The 19836-nt window shown below is 69.9% G+C and carries 21 protein-coding genes; 12 read left to right on the forward strand and 9 right to left on the reverse strand.

All coding sequences use genetic code 11. The annotated features are described in order from the left end of the window. The first annotated feature begins 29 nt into the window (after positions 1 to 29). Genes hpnC through hpnE form a run of 3 tightly spaced genes read left to right on the forward strand, consistent with a single transcriptional unit; the run spans position 30 to position 3044 of the window. Positions 30 to 860, forward strand: coding sequence for a squalene synthase HpnC (gene hpnC / locus WHX56_RS23820; protein WP_129239361.1), 831 nt, complete (start codon positions 30 to 32; stop codon positions 858 to 860). A 1-nt stretch (position 861) separates the two neighbouring features. Further along, positions 862 to 1725, forward strand: coding sequence for a presqualene diphosphate synthase HpnD (gene hpnD, locus WHX56_RS23825; RefSeq protein WP_129239360.1), 864 nt, complete (start codon positions 862 to 864; stop codon positions 1723 to 1725). Further along, the gene (hpnE, locus tag WHX56_RS23830) at positions 1722 to 3044 is read left to right on the forward strand and encodes a hydroxysqualene dehydroxylase HpnE (protein ID WP_129239359.1); all 1323 of its coding nucleotides are present in this window, start codon (positions 1722 to 1724) and stop codon (positions 3042 to 3044) included. Before hpnD ends, hpnE begins: the two co-directional genes overlap by 4 nt. Before the next feature lie 57 nt (positions 3045 to 3101). Here the strand turns inward: hpnE and WHX56_RS23835 are convergent, their stop codons facing one another. The 5 genes from WHX56_RS23835 to WHX56_RS23855 form a co-directional block, all read right to left on the reverse strand. Further along, positions 3102 to 3560, reverse strand: coding sequence for a carboxymuconolactone decarboxylase family protein (locus WHX56_RS23835; protein WP_129239358.1), 459 nt, complete (start codon positions 3558 to 3560; stop codon positions 3102 to 3104). A 66-nt stretch (positions 3561 to 3626) separates the two neighbouring features. Further along, entirely contained in the window at positions 3627 to 4613 is a 987-nt protein-coding gene (locus WHX56_RS23840; RefSeq protein ID WP_338879174.1) for a tripartite tricarboxylate transporter substrate binding protein, read from the reverse strand. Between the two features lie 72 nt (positions 4614 to 4685). Then, positions 4686 to 5690, reverse strand: a complete 1005-nt coding sequence (locus tag WHX56_RS23845; protein WP_338879175.1) for a cyclase family protein — start codon at positions 5688 to 5690, stop codon at positions 4686 to 4688. 53 nt (positions 5691 to 5743) lie between these two features. Further along, a complete protein-coding gene (locus WHX56_RS23850) occupies positions 5744 to 6955 on the reverse strand; it encodes a CoA transferase (RefSeq protein WP_338879176.1) in 1212 nt (403 codons plus the stop codon). A gap of 56 nt (positions 6956 to 7011) precedes the next feature. Continuing rightward, the gene (locus tag WHX56_RS23855; protein ID WP_338879177.1) at positions 7012 to 7857 is read right to left on the reverse strand and encodes a CoA ester lyase; all 846 of its coding nucleotides are present in this window, start codon (positions 7855 to 7857) and stop codon (positions 7012 to 7014) included. 85 nt (positions 7858 to 7942) lie between these two features. Between WHX56_RS23855 and WHX56_RS23860 the strand changes: the two genes are divergently transcribed. The 3 genes from WHX56_RS23860 to WHX56_RS23870 all read left to right on the forward strand — a co-directional run bounded on the left by WHX56_RS23860 (position 7943) and on the right by WHX56_RS23870 (position 10719). Next, the gene (locus WHX56_RS23860; protein WP_338879178.1) at positions 7943 to 8845 is read left to right on the forward strand and encodes a LysR family transcriptional regulator; all 903 of its coding nucleotides are present in this window, start codon (positions 7943 to 7945) and stop codon (positions 8843 to 8845) included. 84 nt (positions 8846 to 8929) lie between these two features. Beyond that, positions 8930 to 9895 (forward strand): tripartite tricarboxylate transporter substrate binding protein, encoded by a 966-nt coding sequence (locus WHX56_RS23865; RefSeq protein WP_338879179.1) that lies wholly within the window; start codon positions 8930 to 8932, stop codon positions 9893 to 9895. Between the two features lie 26 nt (positions 9896 to 9921). Next, positions 9922 to 10719, forward strand: a complete 798-nt coding sequence (locus WHX56_RS23870) for a GntR family transcriptional regulator (protein WP_338879180.1) — start codon at positions 9922 to 9924, stop codon at positions 10717 to 10719. On the opposite strand, the gene crcB is transcribed toward WHX56_RS23870, so the two are convergent. Continuing rightward, the gene (gene crcB / locus WHX56_RS23875) at positions 10716 to 11108 is read right to left on the reverse strand and encodes a fluoride efflux transporter CrcB (RefSeq protein WP_129239350.1); all 393 of its coding nucleotides are present in this window, start codon (positions 11106 to 11108) and stop codon (positions 10716 to 10718) included. The two genes, WHX56_RS23870 and crcB, sit on opposite strands and share 4 nt — an antisense overlap. 6 nt (positions 11109 to 11114) lie before the next feature. Next, positions 11115 to 11669: an HdeD family acid-resistance protein gene (locus WHX56_RS23880; protein ID WP_129239349.1), complete on the reverse strand. Its 555-nt coding sequence runs from the start codon at positions 11667 to 11669 to the stop codon at positions 11115 to 11117. Positions 11670 to 11858: 189 nt separating this feature from the next. Here WHX56_RS23880 and WHX56_RS23885 point away from each other — a divergent pair, with 189 nt between their 5' ends. The 5 genes from WHX56_RS23885 to WHX56_RS23905 are packed head-to-tail and all read left to right on the forward strand — an operon-like array spanning position 11859 to position 16256. Continuing rightward, positions 11859 to 12485 (forward strand): PepSY-associated TM helix domain-containing protein, encoded by a 627-nt coding sequence (locus tag WHX56_RS23885; RefSeq protein WP_129239348.1) that lies wholly within the window; start codon positions 11859 to 11861, stop codon positions 12483 to 12485. A 27-nt stretch (positions 12486 to 12512) separates the two neighbouring features. Beyond that, a complete protein-coding gene (locus WHX56_RS23890) occupies positions 12513 to 13028 on the forward strand; it encodes a DUF2271 domain-containing protein (protein WP_129239347.1) in 516 nt (171 codons plus the stop codon). A gap of 20 nt (positions 13029 to 13048) precedes the next feature. Further along, positions 13049 to 13849, forward strand: a complete 801-nt coding sequence (locus tag WHX56_RS23895; RefSeq protein WP_129239346.1) for a DUF4198 domain-containing protein — start codon at positions 13049 to 13051, stop codon at positions 13847 to 13849. A gap of 15 nt (positions 13850 to 13864) precedes the next feature. After that, a complete protein-coding gene (locus WHX56_RS23900; RefSeq protein WP_338879181.1) occupies positions 13865 to 14881 on the forward strand; it encodes an FAD:protein FMN transferase in 1017 nt (338 codons plus the stop codon). A gap of 4 nt (positions 14882 to 14885) precedes the next feature. After that, complete coding sequence (locus WHX56_RS23905; RefSeq protein WP_338879182.1) at positions 14886 to 16256, forward strand: sulfite reductase subunit alpha; 1371 nt, start codon at positions 14886 to 14888, stop codon at positions 16254 to 16256. Between the two features lie 10 nt (positions 16257 to 16266). Here WHX56_RS23905 and WHX56_RS23910 read toward each other — a convergent pair whose 3' ends face one another. Together WHX56_RS23910 and WHX56_RS23915 are read right to left on the reverse strand one after the other, a co-directional pair. Continuing rightward, entirely contained in the window at positions 16267 to 17226 is a 960-nt protein-coding gene (locus WHX56_RS23910; RefSeq protein WP_165360066.1) for a tripartite tricarboxylate transporter substrate binding protein BugE, read from the reverse strand. 32 nt (positions 17227 to 17258) lie between these two features. Beyond that, positions 17259 to 18713 carry a D-aminoacylase gene (locus tag WHX56_RS23915; protein WP_338879183.1) on the reverse strand — a complete coding sequence of 485 codons (1455 nt, stop codon included), beginning with the start codon at positions 18711 to 18713 and terminating at the stop codon, positions 17259 to 17261. Between the two features lie 126 nt (positions 18714 to 18839). Between WHX56_RS23915 and WHX56_RS23920 the strand changes: the two genes are divergently transcribed. Next, positions 18840 to 19805, forward strand: coding sequence for a LysR family transcriptional regulator (locus WHX56_RS23920; protein WP_338879184.1), 966 nt, complete (start codon positions 18840 to 18842; stop codon positions 19803 to 19805). Positions 19806 to 19836 lie beyond the last annotated feature (31 nt).

A 19836-nucleotide genomic window follows, 5' to 3' on the forward strand; every position in this document is an offset into this window, starting at 1 on the left:
CTTCGGGGCCGCAACCGCGCAGCCGCTTTATGTCCATCGATCACTACGAGAACTTCCCCGTCGCCTCGCTGCTGCTGCCGCGCAGGCTGCGCCGCGCCGTGACCGATATCTACCGGTTCGCCCGCGCCGCGGACGACATCGCCGACGAAGGCAGCGCCACCGACGAGGAACGGCTGAGCCAGTTGGCCGCGTTCCGCGCCGAACTGCACCGCATCGGCGCCGAGCCCGGCACGACGCCCGAGCCCGGCTCGCCCGAGCTGGCCGGCATCTTCGTGCCGCTGGCGGCCACGATCGCCCGCCACCAGTTGCCGATCACGCCCTTCTACGACCTGCTGTCCGCCTTCGAGCAGGACATCGGCGTCAAGCGCTACGAAGACTACGACACCCTGGCCGATTACTGCACCCGCTCCGCCAATCCGGTCGGCCGGCTGATGCTGCATCTGTTCGAAGCCACCAACCCGCAGAACGTGAGCGAGGCCGACGCCATCTGCACCGGCCTGCAGTTGGTGAACTTCTGGCAGGACGTGCGGGTGGACTGGCACAAGCACCGCGTCTACCTGCCGCAGGAAGACCTGCGCCGCCACGGCGTGACCGACGAGGACCTGGCCGCCTGCCGGCTGACGCCCGCGTGGCGCGACCTGATGGCGTTCGAGGTCGAGCGCGCCCGGGCGCTGCTACACTTCGGCGCTCCGCTGGCGCGCCGCCTGCCGGGCCGCATGGGCCTGGAGCTGCGCCTGGTGGTGCAAGGCGGGCTGCGCGTGCTGGAGCGTATCGAGGCGAGCGGCTACGATGTATTCATGAATCGCCCCGAATTGGGCGCCAAAGACTGGGCCATCATGTTGTGGCGCGCAATTACCTGATATGACCCCTGACGAATACTGCCAGGAAAAAGCCGCCAAAAGCGGTTCCAGCTTCTACTACGCCTTCCTGTTCCTGCCGCCCGAACGCCGGCGCGCCATCACGGCGCTGTATGCCTATTGCCGGGAGGTCGACGACGTCGTGGACGAATGCACCGACCCGTCGCTGGCCCGCGTCAAGCTGGCCTGGTGGCGCACGCAGATCGACCAGATGTACGACGGCAAGCCGGACCATCCCGTGACGCGCGCCCTGCAGCCGCACCTCGAAAGCTGTTCGATCACGCGCGAACGCCTGCAGGCCGTGGTCGACGGCATGGAAATGGACCTGGACCAGACCCGCTACCTGGACTGGCCCGGCCTGCGCAAGTATTGCTGGCACGCCGCGGGCGTGGTGGGCGAGCTGTCCGCCGGCGTCTTCGGCTACTCCGACCCCAAGACCCTGGTCTACGCGGAGAAGCTCGGCCTGGCGTTCCAGATGACGAACATCATCCGCGACGTGGGTGACGACGCCCGCCGCGGCCGCATCTACCTGCCCGTCAACGACATGCAGCAGTTCGAGGTCAAGGCCTCGGACATCCTGAACGGCGAATACTCCGACCGCTTCAGCGCGCTGATGAAGTTCCAGGCCGACCGCGCCCGCGGCCTGTACCGCGAAGCGATGAGCAATCTGCCCGAGGCCGACCGCCGTTCGCAGCGGCCCGGCCTGATGATGGCCGCCATCTATCACGCGCTGCTCGATGAGATCGAGCGCGACGACTGGCAGGTGCTGCACCAGCGGATCTCGCTCACGCCCCTGCGCAAGCTGTGGCTGGCCTGGAAGACCTGGGTGGGCGGCGGACGCGGACTCGTCCGCCGGTTGACGCGGTGAAGGCCGCGGTCGTCGGCGCGGGCTGGGCCGGCCTGGCGGCCAGCGTCGCCCTGCGCGAAGCGGGCGCCAAGGTCACGGTGTTCGAAGCCGGCCATACGCCCGGCGGGCGCGCCCGGCGCGTCTTCCACACCGAATTCGACTCGCCGCTGGACAACGGCCAGCACCTGCTGTCGGGCGCCTACACGCACACGCTGGCGCTGATGCGCCGGGTGGGCCGCAACCCGGACGCCCTGCTGATGCGCCGCCCGCTGCGGCTGGCCAGCCTGGACGGCCGCTTCCACCTGTCCGCCCCGCGCCTGCCCGCGCCGCTGCACATGGCCGTCGCCATCCTGCGCGCCCGCGGCCTGTCCTGGGCCGACCGCCTGGCCACCCTGCGCCTCATGCGCGGGCTGAAGGCCATGTCCTGGACGCCGCCGCGCGGCTGGACCGTGCAGCATCTGCTGCACTATCACGGGCAATCGGACGCGCTGGTCCGGCAGCTCTGGGAACCGCTGTGCCTGGCCGCGCTGAATACGCCGCTGGCCACCGCCAGCGCCGCGCTGTTCGCCCGCGTGCTGCGCGACAGCCTGGCGGGCAGCCGCGAGGACAGCGACCTGCTGCTGCCCTGCACCGACCTGTCGGCGCTGTGGCCGGACGCCGCCGCCCGCCAGGTCACCATGCGCTACGGCAACACGGTGCGCCAGATACGCCCGTCGGCCGAAGGCATCGACATCAACCAGGAACGCTTCGACGCGGCGGTGCTGGCGGTGCCCCCGGCCTTCGCGGCCCGGCTGCTGGACGCGCCGCTGCGCGAAGCCGGCGCCACCGGCCTGCTGGGGGCATTGAAGGCCTTCGACTACCTGCCCATCGCCACGCTCAACCTGCGCCTGGCGGAGCCCTGGCGCCTGCCCGAGCCCATGATGATGCTGCGCGAGGAGTCCGCCCGGGGCCACGTGGGCCAATGGGTGTTCGACCGCGCGCAACTGGCCGGCGACACCAAGGCGGGCGAACTGGCCGTGGTGGCCAGCGTCGCCACCGGCATCGCGGACCGCAACCGCCAGCAGACCATCGAGGCGCTGATCGACCAGGTGGCCGAACAGGCCTCGCGCCATCCCGCGCGCCTGCCTTCCATGCCGGAAGTGGCGGCGGCGGAACTGTTCATCGAAAAGCGCGCGACCTTCGCGGCGGTGCCGGGCCTGACCCGTCCGCTGAATTCCACGCCCTGGCCCACGCTGGCGCTTGCCGGCGACTGGACCGACACGGGCTACCCCGGCGTGCTGGAAGGCGCGGTGCGCAGCGGCCTGCAGGCCGCACGCGTGCTGAATCCCCGCGCGGACTGACGCGGACGGGGCGGGCATCCGCGCCCGCCGCCGTCCGCAAACCCGCGCGCAGGCGGCTCAGGCCGGGCCGCCGCCGAAAAGATCGGCCTGGCGCGGGTCCGCCGCCGCCAGGTCGTAGCCGATCTGCGCGGCCACCTCGCGCAGGATATTCTGGGCCAGGTTGAAGGCCGTGTTGGCGGCCGGCACGCCGGCGTAAATGGCGTTCTGCAGCAGCACTTCCTTGAGCTCGTCCGGCGTCAGGCGCGACGCGTCCGGCGCCGTCAGCGCGGCGCGCACATGCAGTTCGAACTCTTCCCAGCGGCCCAGCGACAGGGTCACCGCCAGCACCATCATGCGCCGCGCCTTGTGCGGCAGGCCCGGGCGGCTCCAGATGTCGTGCCAGGCGTAGCGCGTGATGAGGTTCTGGTAGTCGGCGGTGAACGTGGTGGCGCGCTCCAGCGAACGCTGCACCCACGCATCGCCCAGTACCGCGCGGCGGTTCGCCAGGCCGCGCTCGAAATCGTCTTCCCGGCTCATCTGATGGATCCCTCTTCGGTTCCTGGGGACGCGGGGAACGGGCGGGGGCCCGCTCTCCCGCGTGGATCAATTCACCGTGATGTTATTGGCTTTCACGACTTCCGCCCAGCGGACCTGCTCCGCGTCGACGAACCTGGCGAAGTCCGCGGCGCTGCTGCCCACCGGGGTCAGCCCCAGCTTGGCGAGCTTGTCGCGGGTCTCGGGGCGCGCCAGCGCCTTCTGCACCAGGTCCTGCAGCTTGGCCACCACCTCGGGATCGGCGCCGGCCGGCAGGAAAAAGCCGTTCCACTCGACCACGTCGAAGTCCTTGACGCCGCTTTCGCCCACGGTGGCCACGTCCGGCAGTTCCGGCATGCGCTTGGCCGAAGACACCGCCAGCGCCTTCAGCTTGCCGCCGCTGACGTAGTTCAGGCTGGACGCGGCATTGGCGAAATAGACATCGACCTGCCCGCCCATGACATCCACGATGGCCGGCGCGCCGCCCTTGTAGGGAACGTGCACCACGTCCACGCTCGTGTCCTTCTTGAGCAGTTCGGCGGCCATCTGCGCCAGGCTGCCGGGCCCGTACGACGCAAAGGTGTACTTGCCGGGATGGGCACGCGCGGCCTTGATGAAATCGGGCAGATTGTTGAAGGCCGAGGCGGGCGCCGCCACCAGGATGTTCGGCACGCTGACGGCCTGCGAGACCGGCACGAAATCCTTCTTCGCGTCGTAGGGCAATTTGCGCAGCACCGGATTGATGGCGAAGGCTGAGGCGTCATAGAGCACCGTGTAGCCGTCGGGTTTCGCGCGCGCCACGAAGGCCGCGCCGATGGAGCCGCTGGCGCCGCCCTTGTTCTCGATCACCACGCTCTGGCCGGCGACTTCGCCCATGCCCTGCGCGATGATGCGCGCGGCGTTGTCGGCGCCGCCTCCGGCGGAATACGGCACCACCACGGTGATGGGCTGATCGGGATAACCGGCGGCATGGGCCGCGCCCAACGCGCCGGCCAGGCCGGCGGCGGCGGCCAGCGGACGCAATGCGGCCAACGCCGTGTGACGGATGTTCTTCATCTGTGCTCCTCGTGCCTCCCCTAGGGGGATGTTGAAGTACTCATGGATCGCGGCGCGATCTGCCCGGCGGGGTCAGACGGTCGCGATGGGGTTGACCGGCGCGCCCACCAGACCGGGCACGTACATGGGCGCGGCGGTCAGGAAGAAGGCGTGGCGGCCATGCTGGCGCAGCCATCGCGCCAGCGGGGTCAGGTGCCAGAGCTCGCCCAGCGGCAAGCCCAGCTTGAAAAGGCATTGTTCGTGCAAGGGCAAGAGCGGCCCGCTGCCGGCGTCCAGGCTATGGTTGCGCAGTTCCACGGCGTGGTTGTCCGCGGCGATGGCGGCGATGCGGCTGTCCTTGATCCAGGCCAGCAGTTCCGCGTCGGCGCCATCCAGCACGCAGCAACTCGTCATGAGCCGTTCCTGTTCGTCGTCGCCCAGGGTCAGCGCCAGGTCCGCCAGCCCGGTATGCAGGCACAGCACGTCGCCCGGCCGGACCTGCACGCCGTCGGCGCGCATGACGTCCATCAGGTCGCCATAGGAGACCTTGCGGCGCGCGTCGCCAAAGCGGGCGCGCAGGTCCACCATCACGCCCCGCCCCTGGATGCCGTGGCGCGCCATCGGCGCGATGGACAGGTCGCGCGTGCCGGCAAAGCCCTCGGCCCGGGGCTCGCTGACCGCGAAGCCGTTGTAGCCCACGGGCTGCGCCTGCCCGGTGCCGTGCGCGTCGTACATCGAGCCGACGTGGCCCAGCGCATCCCACTGCGTGGAGTACTGGGGCGAGAGCGTGACGCGGTCGTCGCTGATGACGTCGGTGGCGCCCGGCACATCGCGCGCGAGCGGATACCGGTACACGGGCACGCCGTTCTTCTCGGCCGGCTGGATCACCGGCCCCTTGCGGCGCGGATTGAGCACGGGGACCCGTGGCACGGTCAGCGGCAGGCTGAGCGAAAACGAAAGCCCGGTCCGGATTTCGGCGGCGGCGGCCAGCCGCGCAGGACTGTCCAGGTGATTGAGCGTCCCGAGCTGGTCGTCATGCCCGAAATCGCCCCAGTTCGATCCGTCGGGGCGGCGGAGGTAGCGCTGCGCTTGACTCATGATTCTTGTCTCCTCGCCCGATTCCGGGCGATTCTTGTCATCGTTGTCGATGCCTATTGCACCACGGCGGACAACATCAATTGCTCCACTTCATCCGAGGTGTACCCAAGGGTGGACAGTATGTTCCGGCTGTGTTCGCCCTTCCCCGGCGCGCCGCGGCCCAGGGCCGCGCCGCCGGGCGCCGGGTCCGCGGCCGCCGGGCCGAAATGCGCCCATTGCGCCAGGCCCAGGTAGCCGCCGGCGTTTTCGTTGCGATACGGTTTGATGAACCCCATGGCTTCCACCTGCGGATGCTCGAACATGTCCTCGACCGGCCTGACCTCCGCGCAGGGCACGCTCTGGCCGAAACGTTCGGCCCACTCGCGCGCCGAGGCGCGCGCCAGCGCCTGGCGCACCAGCGGCACCAGCACCGCCGCCTGCTCCGCGCGCTTTTTCACCGTGTCGTAGTCGGGGTCGTCGGCCAGGCCGGGCAGGTCCAGATGGCCGCACAATGCGCGCCAGAAATGCGGCGTGTTGGCGGACAGGTAGAGATGGCCTTCCCGGGTGGGGTGGATGCCGGTGATGCCGCCTGAACGCATGTCGCGCTCGACGCGGCGGGGCTCGCCCTCGGCCCAGACCAGGCGGGCCGACTGCATGGCCAGCGCGCTGCCCAGCAGCGATACCTCGATGGCCTGTCCCCGCCCCGTCTTCTCGCGCCTGTAGAGCGCGGCCGAGACACTGTTGGAGATCAGCGAGGCGCCGTAATAGTCCACCACCGACCCATACAGCACTTCCGGCGGGCCGCCGGGCTTGGCCTGCGAGGCGCACATGCCCGTCATGGATTGCAGCACCTGGTCGTAGCCGGCATGGCCGGCCATGGGGCCGGCCGCGCCGTAGCCCGTCATCGCGCAATAGACCAGGCGCGGATTGATCCGCGAGAGCGTGGCGAAGTCGATCCGCAGGCGTTCCGGCACGCCCGGCCTGAAATTGTGGACCAGCACGTCGGCCTCGCGCACCAGCCTGACCAGGACTTCGTAGCCGGCCGCTTCCTTCAGGTTCAGGCACAGGCCGCGCTTGTTGCGGTTGATGCCCAGAAACGCGCGGCTCTCGGCGGCCAGGGTCGACGGATACTTGCGCAGATTGTCGCCCTCGGGGGGTTCGACCTTGATCACGTCCGCGCCCATGTCGCCCAGCAAGGTGCAGCCGTACGGGCCCGCGATGTAGGCGCTCAGGTCCAGGACCTTGATGCCTTCCAGCGGAAGTTGAGCGGGAGTTTCATGTTCCATCGTGACTATCACTCGAAAATAACGTTGGGCCGCGCCGCGCTCGGCATCGGCCCGGTTCAGGCGGGCCGGCCCGCGGCCAGCAATACGTCCTGCGCGCGGCGCACGAAAGGCGCATCGATCATCTTCCCGTCCAGCAGGAATGCGCCCACCCCGTCCTGTTCGCGGCTGGCGGCCACGATCCGCTGCGCCGCCTCGACCTCTTCGGCGCTAAAACCGAATACCTCGTTGGCGATGGCGACCTGACTGGGATGCACGCAGGATTTGCCCAGGAAGCCCAAGGACCGCGCCAGTTGCGCTTCGGCGCGAAACCCCTCGGCGTCGCGCACCCGGGCATAGGCGGCATCCATGGCGTACTTGCCGGCGCAGCCTGCGCCCAGCCGCAAGGCCAGCATCACGGCGCGCAGGGTCTCGGACTGGTAGCGGTCGATGCCCAGCGGCTCGAACAGATCGGCCAGCCCCAATTGCAGGCCCGCCACGCGCGGGTGCGCGCCCGCCAGTTCCGGCGCGCGGGCCAGCGCCAGCGGCGTTTCCACGGTGACCAGGAACTCGCCCTGGAAGCCGGCCGCGATGGCCTGGACGGCGGCGGCGTGCAGCCCGGCGGCGCTCTCGACCTTGGGCAGGTTCAGCACATCGACGGGCAGGCGGCCCAGCGCGGCCAGGTCGCCCGCAAAGTACGGGGTATCGGCCGCATTCACGCGCACGATAATTTTCTTGTGATGTCGGGCTTGCGCGGCGGCAAAGGCCGGCGAGGCGAGCCACTCTGCCAGGCCTTCCCGCGCGGCTTGCTTGCGTGCCGGCGCGACGGCGTCCTCCAAATCGAAGGACAGCGCATCCGCCTGGCTGGCGAAGGCCTTCTCGAATAATTCCGGGCGCGATGCCGGCACAAAAAGCTTGCTTCTCATTGATGTCTCCTGAACGCATTGTGATCCCGCCGGATCGCGTCAGGGGAAAGCCGGGATATGATAAGAAGATAGAATATCTATCATCATGAACACCGACTTCCTGCGCACGCTGGCCGCCGTGGCCCAGCACGGCTCCATGGCCGAGGCCGCCCGCCGCCTCGGGCTCACGCATGGCGCCGTCGCGCAGCAGGTGCGCAAGCTGGAACAGGAACTCGGGGTGCCGCTGGTCGCGCGCGCCGGCCGCACGGTGCACCTGACCGCCAAGGCGATCGAACTGATCGGACCGATGCGCGAGGTCCTGGAGCGCATCGAGAAGATCCGCTATCTGGCCAGGTCCGATGAAATGATGGGCGAGCTTCGGCTGGGCGCCGGCAACACGGCGCTGAACTCCATGGTGCCGGCCATCCTGGAACACCTGGTCAGGCGCCATCCGCTGATCAGCGTGGAAATCCAGCCCGGACACTCGGCGCGCTTCTATCCCGCCATCGAAAGCGGCGAACTCGACGCCGCCATCGCGCTGGAGGCGCCCTATCCCCTCTCCAAGAGCCTGGGCTGGCAGTTGCTGCGCGAGGAACCCTATGTGCTGGCGGCGGCTCCGCGCCACGCGGGCCGGCACCCGCACAACCTGCTGACCGCGGAGCCGTTCATCCGCTACCAGCGCAACGACTGGAGCGGGCGCCACGTCGAAGACTATCTGCGGCGCGCCGGCATCACGCCGCGCGAACGCTTCGAACTGAACGCGATCGAGTCGATCGCGGTCATGGTGAGCCGGGACCTCGGCGTCGCCATCCTGCCCCGCTCGACCAACGGCGCGATTGAACGCCTGGGCCTGCTGACGCTGCCGCTGCCGGCCCACTGCGAACCCCGCCGTTTCGGCCTGATCTGGTCGCGCGTGTCGCCGCGGCTGGCGCTGATCCAGGCCTTTCGCGACATCGCCGTCGTGGAATACGCCAAGGCGCAGGCGGCGCTCGAGCGTCCCTCGCGCTAGCGTCCCGTCCGGAAGACCTGGCGTCCAGGGGCCGGCCTCAATATACTTGTATTGTCATCAATACAACATATCAGGAGACAAATCATGCAGGGACTGCATCGCATCGGCGCGGGCTTCGCGCTGTGGGGCGCGCTGGCATTGCCGCTGGCCCCCGCCCTGGCGCAGAGTGACGCCATCAAGCTGGTCGTGGGCGCGCCGCCGGGCGGCACCACCGATACCGTGGCGCGCAGCATCGCCCAGCACATATCGCAGGACCTCTCCCGCACCGTGCTGGTCGAGAACAAGCCGGGCGCCGGTGGCAACATCGCCGCCGACTACGTGGCCAAGAGCAAGGCCGACGGCAGCACCCTGCTGGTCACGTTCACCAGCTTTTCCATCAACGCCTCCCTGTACCGCAGCCTGCCGTTCGACCCGGTGCGCGATTTCACGCCCATCAGCATGCTGGCCAACGTACCCAGCGTACTGGTCGTGCGCAAGGACTTCCCCGCCCGGTCCATGCCGGAGTTCGTGTCGGCGGTGAAGGCCAGCCCCGGCAAGTACACCATGGCGCTGGGCGCGATCGGTTCGTCGTTGCACATGGCCGGCGAACGCATGAAGATGATGGCGGGCCTGGACATCCTGAACGTGCCGTACAAGGGCACGGCCCCCGCCATCACCGACCTGCTGGGCGGCCAGGTGGACATGATGTTCGCCAGTTCGCTCAATGCCCTGCCGCATATCAAGAGCGGCGCGCTGCGGGCGCTGGGTGTCACCAGCCCGCAGGCGCTGCCCCAGTTTCCCGGCGTGCCGCCCATAGGCGATACCATCACGGGCTTCGAATCCAACGCGTGGTTCGCCCTGTTCGGTCCGGCCAGGCTGCCGCCCAAGACGCTCGCGGCGCTCAATGCCGCGGCGCGCAAGGCGGTCGATACGCCCGAGTTCCGCCAATTGCTCGAGCGCGAAGCCGCCAGCGCGGTCAGCAGCAGCCCGCAGGAACTGGATGCCTTCGTGCGCAAAGACATCGAACGCTACGCCGAGACCGTCAAGTTCACCGGCGCCACGGTCGATTGATTTTTCCCCTGACTGGAGCCCCCGCCGTGTCCGAAAGCCCGCTGCCTCTTTATCACAAGGTGTATCTGCTGCTGAAGCAACGCTTGCAGGCGGGCGGATTCGCCGAGGACACGGCCATGCCGGGCGAAAACGCCCTGGCGGCCGAATACGGCGTATCGCGCCTGACGATACGGCGTTCGCTCGATCTGCTGGAATCCGACGGCCTGATCCGGCGCCGCCAGGGGCGCGGCACCTATGCCGCCGGCCAGGCGCAGTTGTCGGCCCCGCAGAACGGTTCCGACATCGATTCCCTGATGGCCCACCTCGCCCGCATGGGCATGCACACCCAGGTGCGCCTGCTGGAACTCGATACCGCGCCGGCGCCCCCGCTGGTGGCGGCGCGCCTCGAAGTGGCTGCCGGCGCCCCGGTGCAGCGCGCGGTGCGGGTGCGCAGCCACGAGGGCCAGCCCTTCTCGCACCTGACCACCTTCGTGCCCGGCGACATCGGCCGGCGCATACGCCGCAAAGACCTCGGATCGAAACCGCTGCTGGCCATTTTCCGCGACCTGGGCTTGCGGGTGGCGCGTGCCGAGCAATCGATTTCGGCGGTGCTTGCCGAACCCGGCGTCGCCGAGCTGCTCGACGTGCCGGTGGGTTCGGCCCTGCTCAGCCTGCACCGCGTCGTGCGCGATGACTCGGACCGCCCGGTCGAATGGCTGCATGCCCTGTACCGGCCCGACCGCTATGAATACCGCATGAACATGCAGGCCCACGACACGTCCGGCCAACCCACCTGGCTGCCCGCCGCCTGCCCGGCGCCGGCCCGCAAGCCCGCCGGCGGCTAGCGCAGCAGGCTGGCGGTGGCCAGGCCCGCCGCCGTCAGCGCGAGCGAACCCGCCAGGCTGAAGCCGGCGTAGCTCAGCGCCGAGCCATAGGCGCCGCGCTCCAGCATGGACACCGTTTCCGCCGAGAACGTCGAAAACGTGGTCAAGCCGCCCAAAAAGCCCGTGACCGCGCCCAGCCGCACCCAGGCCGGCCACTCGGGATGCCCGGCCACGAGCGCCAGCACCAGCCCCACCAGGTAGCCGCCGGCCAGGTTCACCGCGAAGGTGCCCCAGGGCCAGGCCTCCACATTCAGCCACAGGCCGACCAGCCAGCGGGCCCAGGCGCCGAACATGGCGCCCAGGCCCACGGCCAGGAAGTTCAGGGGAATCAGGGTTTGATAGACGGACATCGGGTACTAGGCCGCGTTGTGCTGCCTCAGACGGAAGGAAAAGACCAGCAGCAGTATGCCGAAGAACACGGCATAGATGCCGATGACCCAGACCAGCGCCAGCGCGCCCGCGCCGGGCTGCATGATGAGCATGCCGCCGAACAGCACGGATACCAGCCCCGACAGGCCGAGCAGCCATTCGTTGCGGATTTCCTTGCGGAAGCGGATGGCGGCGATGATCTGGAACACGCCCGACACCAGCGCCCAGATCGCGATGATGTAGAGCAGGATCAGGGCCGTCAGGCCCGGCCAGAGAAAAGTGACGATGCCGGCCGCGATCCCCAGCAGGCCCACGACGATGAGCGCCCACAGCGGCTTGCCGCCGTCCCGGATGCGCACGCCGGCGACCAGCGCCAGCACGCCATCGGCCAGCGCGAAGGCGCCCCACACCAGCACCAGGGCGGACAACGTGATGGCTGGCATGAACATGGCCATGAGGCCGAACAGGATGGCGACGACGCCGCGCAATGCCACCCACCCCCAATGACGACCGATGCGATCCGCGACTTGCTGTTCGAGCATGACGACCTCCGGTGTTTGTAACGGGTGGCCTATCTTATCGCCGCCGGCGCGCGCGCGCCACGCCGGCCTGCCCCGCCCCCGGGGAGCGGCCCCGAAATGGATTGAAATTTCCTTGTGCGCCCGGCGGCGGCATTTATAAGAGTCATTCTCATTAAATGTTAGAATCCGCGGGCTTTCACCCGATACTCAATGGACAGTCAACCCACCCCTCGCCGCCGGGCCTACTGGCTCAAGACGCTGCACCAATGGCACTGGATCAGTTCGGCGCTGTGCCTGTTGGGGATGCTGCTGTTCGCGGTGACGGGGCTGACCCTGAACAACGCCTCGCACATCGAGGCCAAGGCGGTGGTGACCAGCCGCCAGGTCCAGTTGCCCGCCGCCGAGCTGGCGCAATTGTCCCCGCCGCCCGCGCAGAAAAAGGCGCCGCTGCCCGCCGCCGTGGCGCGCTGGCTGGACGACACGCTGGACGCCGCTTCCGCCGGCAGGGCGGCCGAATGGTCCCCCGACGAGATCTACCTGTCGCTGCCGCGCGCCGGCGGCGACGCCTGGCTGTCCATCGACCTGGCCAGCGGCGACGTCGAATACGAACGCACCGACCGCGGCTGGATCTCGTACCTGAACGATCTGCACAAGGGCCGCAACACCGGCCTGGCCTGGAGCTGGTTCCTGGACATCTTCGCCGCCGCCTGTCTGGTCTTTTCGCTGACCGGGCTGGTGCTGCTGAAGATGCACGCGGGCAATCGCAGCGCGACCTGGCCGATGGTCGGGCTCGGCGTCGTGATCCCGGTCGTGCTGGCCCTGCTCTTCATTCACTGATTCCATCGATCCGCCCTGGAGACCTCCATGCGCAAGCTATTGTTGTCGGCCCTGCTGGCCGGCCTGATCGCCCGAACGGCCCACGCGGCCGACATCGGCCTGTCCATCGAGGTGCCGCGCCTGGACGTCGCGGAATACCACCGCCCCTACGTGGCGATCTGGATCGAGAACCCCGACCAGAGCGTCGCCGCCGACCTGGCGGTCTGGTACGACGTGGCCAAGAAGAACAACGAAGGCACCGAGTGGCTCAAGGACATGCGCCAATGGTGGCGCCGCAGCGGCCGCAACCAGCAGTTCCCGGTGGACGGCGTGAGCGGCGCGACCAAGCCCGTGGGCAAGCACGCGCTGAGCTTCGACGCGGCCAGCAAGCCCCTGTCGCAGCTCAAGCCCGGCCAGTACGCCGTGGTGGTGGAGGCGGCGCGCGAAGTCGGCGGCCGCGAGCTGCTGCGCATCCCCTTCCAATGGCCGCCGCAGAAGGCCGAGCAATTGACCGCCCGCGGCGAACACGAACTGGGCGCCATCGCGCTCGACCTGAAACCCTGATGCCCTCAAGGAGCGCAACGATGAAATCCGCCGCCAAACTGGCCGCCGCCCTGGCGCTTTGCCTGCCCTTTGCCGCCCACGCGCATGACGTCTGGATCGTGCCGTCCTCGACGGTGCTGTCCGGCACCGATAGCTGGGTCACGGTCGACGCCGCCGTCGGCAACGACAAGTTCTATTTCAACCACGCCCCGCTGCGCCTGGACGGCCTGGCCGTAACGGCGCCGGACGGCAATCCCGCCGAAGCCGAAAACCTCAACCGCGGCAAGCTGCGCAGCACCTTCGACCTGCAGCTCAAGCAGAGCGGCACCTACCGCGTGGCCGTCGTCAACGACGGCGTGTTCGCGCGCTGGAAGGAAGACGGCAAGAACAAGCGCTACTTCGGCAAGGCCGAAGGCCTGGCGCAGGCCGTGCCCGCCAAGGCCGACGAACTGGAAATCTCCCAGAGCCTGGGCCGCGTCGAGACCTTCGTGACCGCCGGCAAGCCGACGGCCGTCAAGCCGGTCGGCCGCGGCCTGGAACTGGCCCCCGTCACCCACCCGAACGACCTGTTCACCGACGAGCCCGCCACCTTCCAGATGCTGCTGGACGGCAAGCCCGCCGCCGAGCTGGAAGTCAACGTCGTTCCCGGCGGCAGCCGCTATCGCGACAAGGTCGGCGAAATCAAGCTGAAGACCGACAAGGACGGCAAGTTCTCGGTGAAGTGGCCGCAACCCGGCCTGTACTGGATCGAGGCCGGCATGGAAGATGCCAAGGTCAGCGTGCCGCAGGCCAAGAAGCGCCGCCTGTCCTACGCGGGCACGGTCGAAGTGCTGCAACCCTAAGCCGCTCCCGGCCGGATGGCGAATCCCCCTTCCTACGCCCCGCGCGGCGCGGCAGTTCCCGCGCCCCGCGTCGCCTATGGCGCCATGCCGGCCCGGCCGGCGGCGCTGGCCGGCGCCACCATGGGCACCACCTGGTCGGCGCGCATGGCCCTGCCCGCCGGGCGCGCGGAAGCGGCCGCGCGGCAGGCCATCCAGGCCGCGCTGGACGAAGTAGTCGCCCAGATGAGCACCTGGGAAGCGGACTCCGACATCACGCGCTACAACCGGGCCGGCCCCGGCTGGCAAACGCTTCCCGCCGCATTCTTCCACGTGCTGGGCCACGCGCTGGCGCTGGCCGAGGATACCGGTGGCGCCTACGACCCCACCGTCGGCCCGCTGGTGAACGCCTGGGGCTTCGGCCCGCATCAGCGCGCGTTCGAGCCGCCCTCGCCCGCCGCCATCGAGGCCGCGCGCGAGCGCTGCGGCTGGCGCCGCTTGCGGCTCGACGCCGGGAGGCAGGCGGTGTGGCAGGAAGGCGGCACCTATCTGGATCTGTCCTCCATCGCAAAGGGCTACGGCGTGGACCGCGCCGCGATGGCGCTCGACGCGCTGGGCATCGCGGACTACCTGGTGGAAGTGGGCGGCGAACTGCGCGCGCGCGGCAGGCGGCCCGACGGCCAGCCCTGGCGCGTCGCCGTCGAAGTGCCCGACGCCAGCGACGGCCATGCGCTGACGCTGCCGCTGGAAGCATGCAGTATCGCCACCTCGGGCGATTACCGGCGCCACGCGGGCAGCGGCGCCGAACGCTACGCCCACACCATCGACCCACGCAGCGGCCGGCCGGTGCGCAACAACCTCGCCTCGGTCACCGTGCTGCATCCGGGCTGCATGCAGGCCGACGCGCTGGCGACGGCGCTGACGGTGCTGGGTCCGGACGAGGGGCTGGCCTATGCCTGCCGCCACGATCTGGCCGCGCTCTTCATCCTGCGCGAACCCGAGGCCTACCGCGCCGTCGCCACCCCGGCGTTCGAGGCGCGGGCCTTCCCCCGCTGAAACCATGGCTCCGACCCGGCTGATCGCGGCGGCGTGCGTGGTGGGGCTGTGGCTGCTGCTGTGCCTGTGGGCGCGGCGCCGCGCCATGCGCCAGGAAACGCAGCACGCGCTGGCGCGGCAGGCGCTGGACGCCCCCATTCCCGAAGACACCTTGCTGGTCGCCTACGCGACCCAGACGGGCTACGCCGAGTCGCTGGCGGCGCAGACCGCCGAATCCCTGCGCGCGGGCGGACTGACGGTGCGCGTCGCCGCGTTCGACCAACTGGACGCGGCGCGCCTGGCCGGCTATCGCCGCATGCTGTTCGTGGTCAGCACCTATGGCGAAGGCGATCCGCCCGACGCCGCCGCGGCCTTCGCCGACCAGATGCTGCCGGGCGCGCCCGCGCTGGGCGGCGCGCAATACGCGGTGCTGGCGCTGGGCGACAGCGAATACGCGCAGTTCTGCGGCTTCGGCCATCGCCTGGACGAATGGCTGCACGCCCAGGGCGCCGCGCCGCTGTTCGACCTGGTGGAGGTCGACAACGGCGATCCGGCCGCCTTGCGGCACTGGCAGCATCACCTGGGGCTGCTGGCCGGACGCAGCGACCTGCCCGATTGGCAGGCGCCCGCGTACCAGTCCTGGCGCCTGGCCTCCCGCGAGCGGCTCAATCCGGGCAGCCAGGGCGGCCCCTGCTACCTCCTGACGCTGACGCCGCCGGCCGGCGCGGACGGCGGCTGGCAGGCCGGCGACATCGCCGAGATCGGCCCGCGGCGCGAAGCCGGCGGCCCGCTGCACGCCCACCGCGAATACTCCATCGCCTCGCTGCCCGAGGACGGCGCCATCCAATTGCTCGTGCGCCAGATGCGCGGCGCGGACGGCGCCCTGGGCGTGGGCAGCGGCTGGCTGACCCACATCGCCCAGCCCGGCGACCCGATAGACCTGCGCGTGCGCGTCAACCGCAATTTCCACGCGCCGGCCGACGCCCGGCCGCTGATCCTGGTGGGCAACGGCACGGGCCTGGCCGGCCTGCGCGCCCTGATCAAGGCGCGCCGCGCCGCCGGCCACCGGCGCAACTGGCTGGTCTTCGGCGAGCGCAACGCCGCGCACGACTGGTTCTGCCGGGAAGACATCGCCGCCTGGCGCGGCGACGGCACCCTGGAACGCGTGGACGCGGTCTTCTCGCGCGACCAGGCCGAGCGCCGCTACGTGCAGCACCGCTTGCGCGAACAGGCCGACGCCGTGCGCGCCTGGGTGGACGATGGCGCCGCCATCTACGTCTGCGGCAGCCTCCAGGGCATGGCCGGCGGCGTGGACGCCGCCCTGCAGGACATCCTGGGCGACGCGCGGCTGCAGGCCATGCAGCGCGACGGCCGCTACCGGCGCGACGTGTACTGAGCGCGCGGCGTCACTGCAGCTTGATCTGAGCGCGGTCGATCACCGTCTTCCAGCGGTCGCGCTCGGCGCGGATCTGCTCGCCGAATTCGGCGGGCGTGTTGCCCAGCGGAAACGCGCCCGTCTCTTCCATCTTGGCCGCGGTCGCCGGATCGCGCACCGCCTGGGCGAAGGCCTGGGCCAGCTTGTCGCGCACATCGGCCGGCAGGCCCGCCGGACCCACCACGCCGTACCACGCCGTCACGTCGTAGTCCTTGTAGCCCTGCTCGGCGAACGTCGGCACGTCCGGCAGGCGCGGGTTGCGCTCGGTGCCGGTGATCGCCAGGGCGCGCAGGTGATTGCTCTTCAGGTAGGGCAGCGAAGACGGGAAGTTGTCGAAGATCACCGGCACCACGCCGCCCACCGTGTCGGTCAGCGCGGGCGCCGAGCCCCGGTACGAAATGCTGTTCATCTTGCCGCCGATGATCTGCAGGAACCAGATCATGCCCAGGTCGTTCACGCCGCCCGCGCCCGCGTTGGCGTAGCCGTCCTTGTTCGGATTGGCGCGCACGTGCTCCACGAAGTCGGCCAGATTCCTGGCGGGGAACTGCGGATTCACGCTCAGGATGTTGGGGCTGGTGACCAGGTTGCTGACGGGCGTGAAATCCTTGACCGGATCGTAGGCCAGGTTGGGAAACAGGTGCGGCGCCGTGCCGTGCGTGCTGACGGTGGCCAACCCCACGGTGTAGCCGTCGGGCTTGGCGCGGGCCGTCGCCGTCATGCCGATCGTGCCCGAGGCGCCGGTGCGGTTCTCGACCACGATCTGCTGGCCCAGGATCTCGCCGGCCTTCGCCGCGGCCAGCCGGCCGACGATGTCGGTCGGGCCGCCCGCGGGGAACGGCACGATCAGGGTGATGGGATGGTCGGGAAAGGCCGCCTGCGCGGCGGGCAGCACGGCGGCCAGCGCCAGGGCGATGCAGGTTTTGCGCATCATGGTGTTTGTCTCCTGTAGGGATGGGGTATGTTTTATCGGGCGACGCCGGACGCCATCGTTTCGCGCCGCAGGATCTTGCCGGGGCGCGGCATGCCCGCGACGGCCGGGTGGACCTGGCTGCCGTTGACCAGCACGTGCTCCACGCCGGCCGACGCCAGGGTCGGCGCTTCCCAGGTGGCGCGGTCCTCGACCGTGTCGGCGTCGAACACCACGATGTCCGCCCAGGCGCCCTCCACGAGCCGGCCTCGTCCGGACAGGCCGAACACGCGCGCCGGCAAGGCGGTCATCTTGGCGACCGCCGCCTCCAGCGTCATCAACTGGGCTTCGCGCACGTAGCGGCCCAGCACGCGCGTGAAGCTGCCCCACAGGCGGGGATGCGGATGCGCGTCGTTGGGCAGCCCGTCCGAGCCGACCATGCAGCGCTCGTGCTGGAAAATCCGCTGGACCTCGGCCTCGTCCATGGCGAAATAGATGGCGCCCGCGGGACACAGGCGGCGCGCCGCCGTGGTCTTGTCGCAGCCCCAGCGCGCGGCGATGTCGCTCAGGTATTCGCCGCCGCATTCGGGATGCGGCGTGGACCAGGTGATGCGGATATCGTCGATGGTCTCGGCGCGCTCCGGGATCAGGATGGTGGAACTGCCCGGGTACGGGTAGATGTCCAGCGCAACGTCCACGCCCTCGCCGCGGGCGCGGTCGATGTTGGCCAGCGTGGCGCGGCTCTTGCCCCAGTTGCGCGGCAACATGCATTTGTGGTGCGACAGCACGGTCGCGCAGCCGGTATTGCGGCCGACGGACAGCACTTCGTCGACCGCGGCCTCGACTTCGTCGCCTTCGTTGCGGATATGGCTGGTGTGCATCGCGCCGCGCGCCGCCGCCACGCGCGCCAGCCCTTCCAGCTCCGGCGGCCGGGCCGCCCCGCCCGGCTGGTACGCCAGGCCGGTGCTGAACCCCACCGCGCCCGCGGCCAGGGCGTCGTCCAGCATGCGCTGCATGGCGTCCTGCTCCTGGGCCGTGGGCTGGGCGGCCGGATCGCGCATGGCGGCCAGGCGCAGGTTGGCATGCCCCACCAGCGCCGCCACGTTGATCATGGGCCGCTGGCCGCGCAGCGCGCCGAAATAGGCGTCCATGTCGGCGAAGAGGGGCGTTTCCCCCAGCAGGGCCAGCGCCGCGGCGGTGTTGCCGGGCAGCGGCGCGGGCGCGCCGCTGACGCCGCAATTGCCCACCACGACCGAGGTAATGCCCTGGCTGGTCTTCCATTCCAGGCCGGGCCGTTCCACGAACATCAGATCGTCGTGGCCGTGCACGTCGATGAAGCCGGGGGCCACGATTTTGCCCCGGGCATCCACGCGCCGCCCGGCCGCCACGCCCGCCAGGTCGCCGATGGCGGCGATGCGCTCGCCCGCCACGCCCACGTCGGCGCGCCGCCGCGGGCCGCCCAGGCCGTCGATGACCCAGCCGCCTTCGATGATGAGGTCCAGAGTGTCCATGTCCTTCCGCCTTGATTGGGCCCCGGAACGTTGCGCCGGGGCCGCTGGATGCCGAAAGGGCGTAGTATCGTCGGCCGGATCAATCTGGGAAAATCGTTTTTGTTGATCCATCTATCGTGATTTGAAATGAATCGCCTGCCCAAGCACGTCACCCTCAAGCACCTGACCGCCTTCGTCGCGGTGGCGCAGGAATCCAGCTTCACGCATGCGGCCAAGCGCCTGTTCCAGACGCAGTCGTCGGTGACCGGCCTGGTCCGGCAGCTTGAAGAAGCGCTGGCCACCCAACTGTTCGCGCGCACCAGCCGGCGCGTATTGCTGACGGCCGCGGGCGAGGAGTTCCTGCCCCGCGTGATGCGCCTGCTGGCGGACTTCGACGGCGCGATCGAGGACGTGGTGCGCTTCGGCGCGCTGGAACGCGGGCGCGTGGGCGTGGCGGCGGCGCCGTCGGCCATCACGCAGATCATCGCGCCCGCCGCCGCGGCCTACGCCGCCCAGTATCCCGGGGTGCGCCTGTACCTCGGCGACGACAACTCCGGCCGCATCCAGCGCAAGGTCGCGGCGCGCGAAGTGGACTTCGGCCTGACCAGCCGCTGGGCGGACGCGCCGGGGCTACAGTTCGACGCCCTGCTGGAAGACCGCTTCGGCGTGCTGTACCGGGAAGACGACGCCAGCCTGCGCGCCGCGCGCGACGGCACGATGCGCTGGTCCGAGCTGGCCGGACACAAACTGGTGGGGGTGGTGGACGAAACCGGCATCATGGCGCTGCTGCGCGCCCGGGCGGACCTCCCGATCGAGGCCGCCGCGCCCTTCTACGAAGCTTCCAGCACCACCTCGCAGGCGGCGCTGGTGAAGGCGGGGCTGGGCGTGGCGCTGCTGCCGGCGCTGGCCGCCCAGCGGGTGCTGGAGCCCGGGCTCGCCTATGCGCTATTGGCGCGCCCGACCGTCTTGCGCACGGTCTGCATCATCCGGCACAAGGAGTATCCCCTGAGCCCGGCCGCCGAGGCGCTGATCGCCGCGATCCGGGATTATCTGCGCACGGCGGAACTGCCGGCGGGCTGCAAGCGGGTTGCGGGCGGGCGCCAGAAGAGCTAGGGGCGGTCGTTGATTGAAAGTGGGTGTCTGA

The sequence above is a fragment of the Achromobacter veterisilvae genome (assembly GCF_037619525.1).
Taxonomy (GTDB): Bacteria; Pseudomonadota; Gammaproteobacteria; order Burkholderiales; family Burkholderiaceae_B; genus Achromobacter; species Achromobacter veterisilvae.

Coding starts and splice junctions, on each gene's coding strand:
- WHX56_RS23845 (WP_338879175.1), bottom strand. CDS start 5,690: ATGAGTCAAGCGCAGCGCTACCTCCGCCGCCCCGACGGATCGAACTGG.
- WHX56_RS23840 (WP_338879174.1), bottom strand. CDS start 4,613: ATGAAGAACATCCGTCACACGGCGTTGGCCGCATTGCGTCCGCTGGCC.
- WHX56_RS23910 (WP_165360066.1), bottom strand. CDS start 17,226: ATGATGCGCAAAACCTGCATCGCCCTGGCGCTGGCCGCCGTGCTGCCC.
- WHX56_RS23905 (WP_338879182.1), top strand. CDS start 14,886: ATGGCTCCGACCCGGCTGATCGCGGCGGCGTGCGTGGTGGGGCTGTGG.
- hpnC (WP_129239361.1), top strand. CDS start 30: ATGTCCATCGATCACTACGAGAACTTCCCCGTCGCCTCGCTGCTGCTG.
- WHX56_RS23895 (WP_129239346.1), top strand. CDS start 13,049: ATGAAATCCGCCGCCAAACTGGCCGCCGCCCTGGCGCTTTGCCTGCCC.
- WHX56_RS23865 (WP_338879179.1), top strand. CDS start 8,930: ATGCAGGGACTGCATCGCATCGGCGCGGGCTTCGCGCTGTGGGGCGCG.
- WHX56_RS23880 (WP_129239349.1), bottom strand. CDS start 11,669: ATGCTCGAACAGCAAGTCGCGGATCGCATCGGTCGTCATTGGGGGTGG.
- WHX56_RS23855 (WP_338879177.1), bottom strand. CDS start 7,857: ATGAGAAGCAAGCTTTTTGTGCCGGCATCGCGCCCGGAATTATTCGAG.
- WHX56_RS23835 (WP_129239358.1), bottom strand. CDS start 3,560: ATGAGCCGGGAAGACGATTTCGAGCGCGGCCTGGCGAACCGCCGCGCG.
- WHX56_RS23885 (WP_129239348.1), top strand. CDS start 11,859: ATGGACAGTCAACCCACCCCTCGCCGCCGGGCCTACTGGCTCAAGACG.
- WHX56_RS23915 (WP_338879183.1), bottom strand. CDS start 18,713: ATGGACACTCTGGACCTCATCATCGAAGGCGGCTGGGTCATCGACGGC.
- WHX56_RS23920 (WP_338879184.1), top strand. CDS start 18,840: ATGAATCGCCTGCCCAAGCACGTCACCCTCAAGCACCTGACCGCCTTC.
- WHX56_RS23900 (WP_338879181.1), top strand. CDS start 13,865: ATGGCGAATCCCCCTTCCTACGCCCCGCGCGGCGCGGCAGTTCCCGCG.
- crcB (WP_129239350.1), bottom strand. CDS start 11,108: ATGTCCGTCTATCAAACCCTGATTCCCCTGAACTTCCTGGCCGTGGGC.
- WHX56_RS23890 (WP_129239347.1), top strand. CDS start 12,513: ATGCGCAAGCTATTGTTGTCGGCCCTGCTGGCCGGCCTGATCGCCCGA.
- hpnD (WP_129239360.1), top strand. CDS start 862: ATGACCCCTGACGAATACTGCCAGGAAAAAGCCGCCAAAAGCGGTTCC.
- WHX56_RS23860 (WP_338879178.1), top strand. CDS start 7,943: ATGAACACCGACTTCCTGCGCACGCTGGCCGCCGTGGCCCAGCACGGC.
- WHX56_RS23850 (WP_338879176.1), bottom strand. CDS start 6,955: ATGGAACATGAAACTCCCGCTCAACTTCCGCTGGAAGGCATCAAGGTC.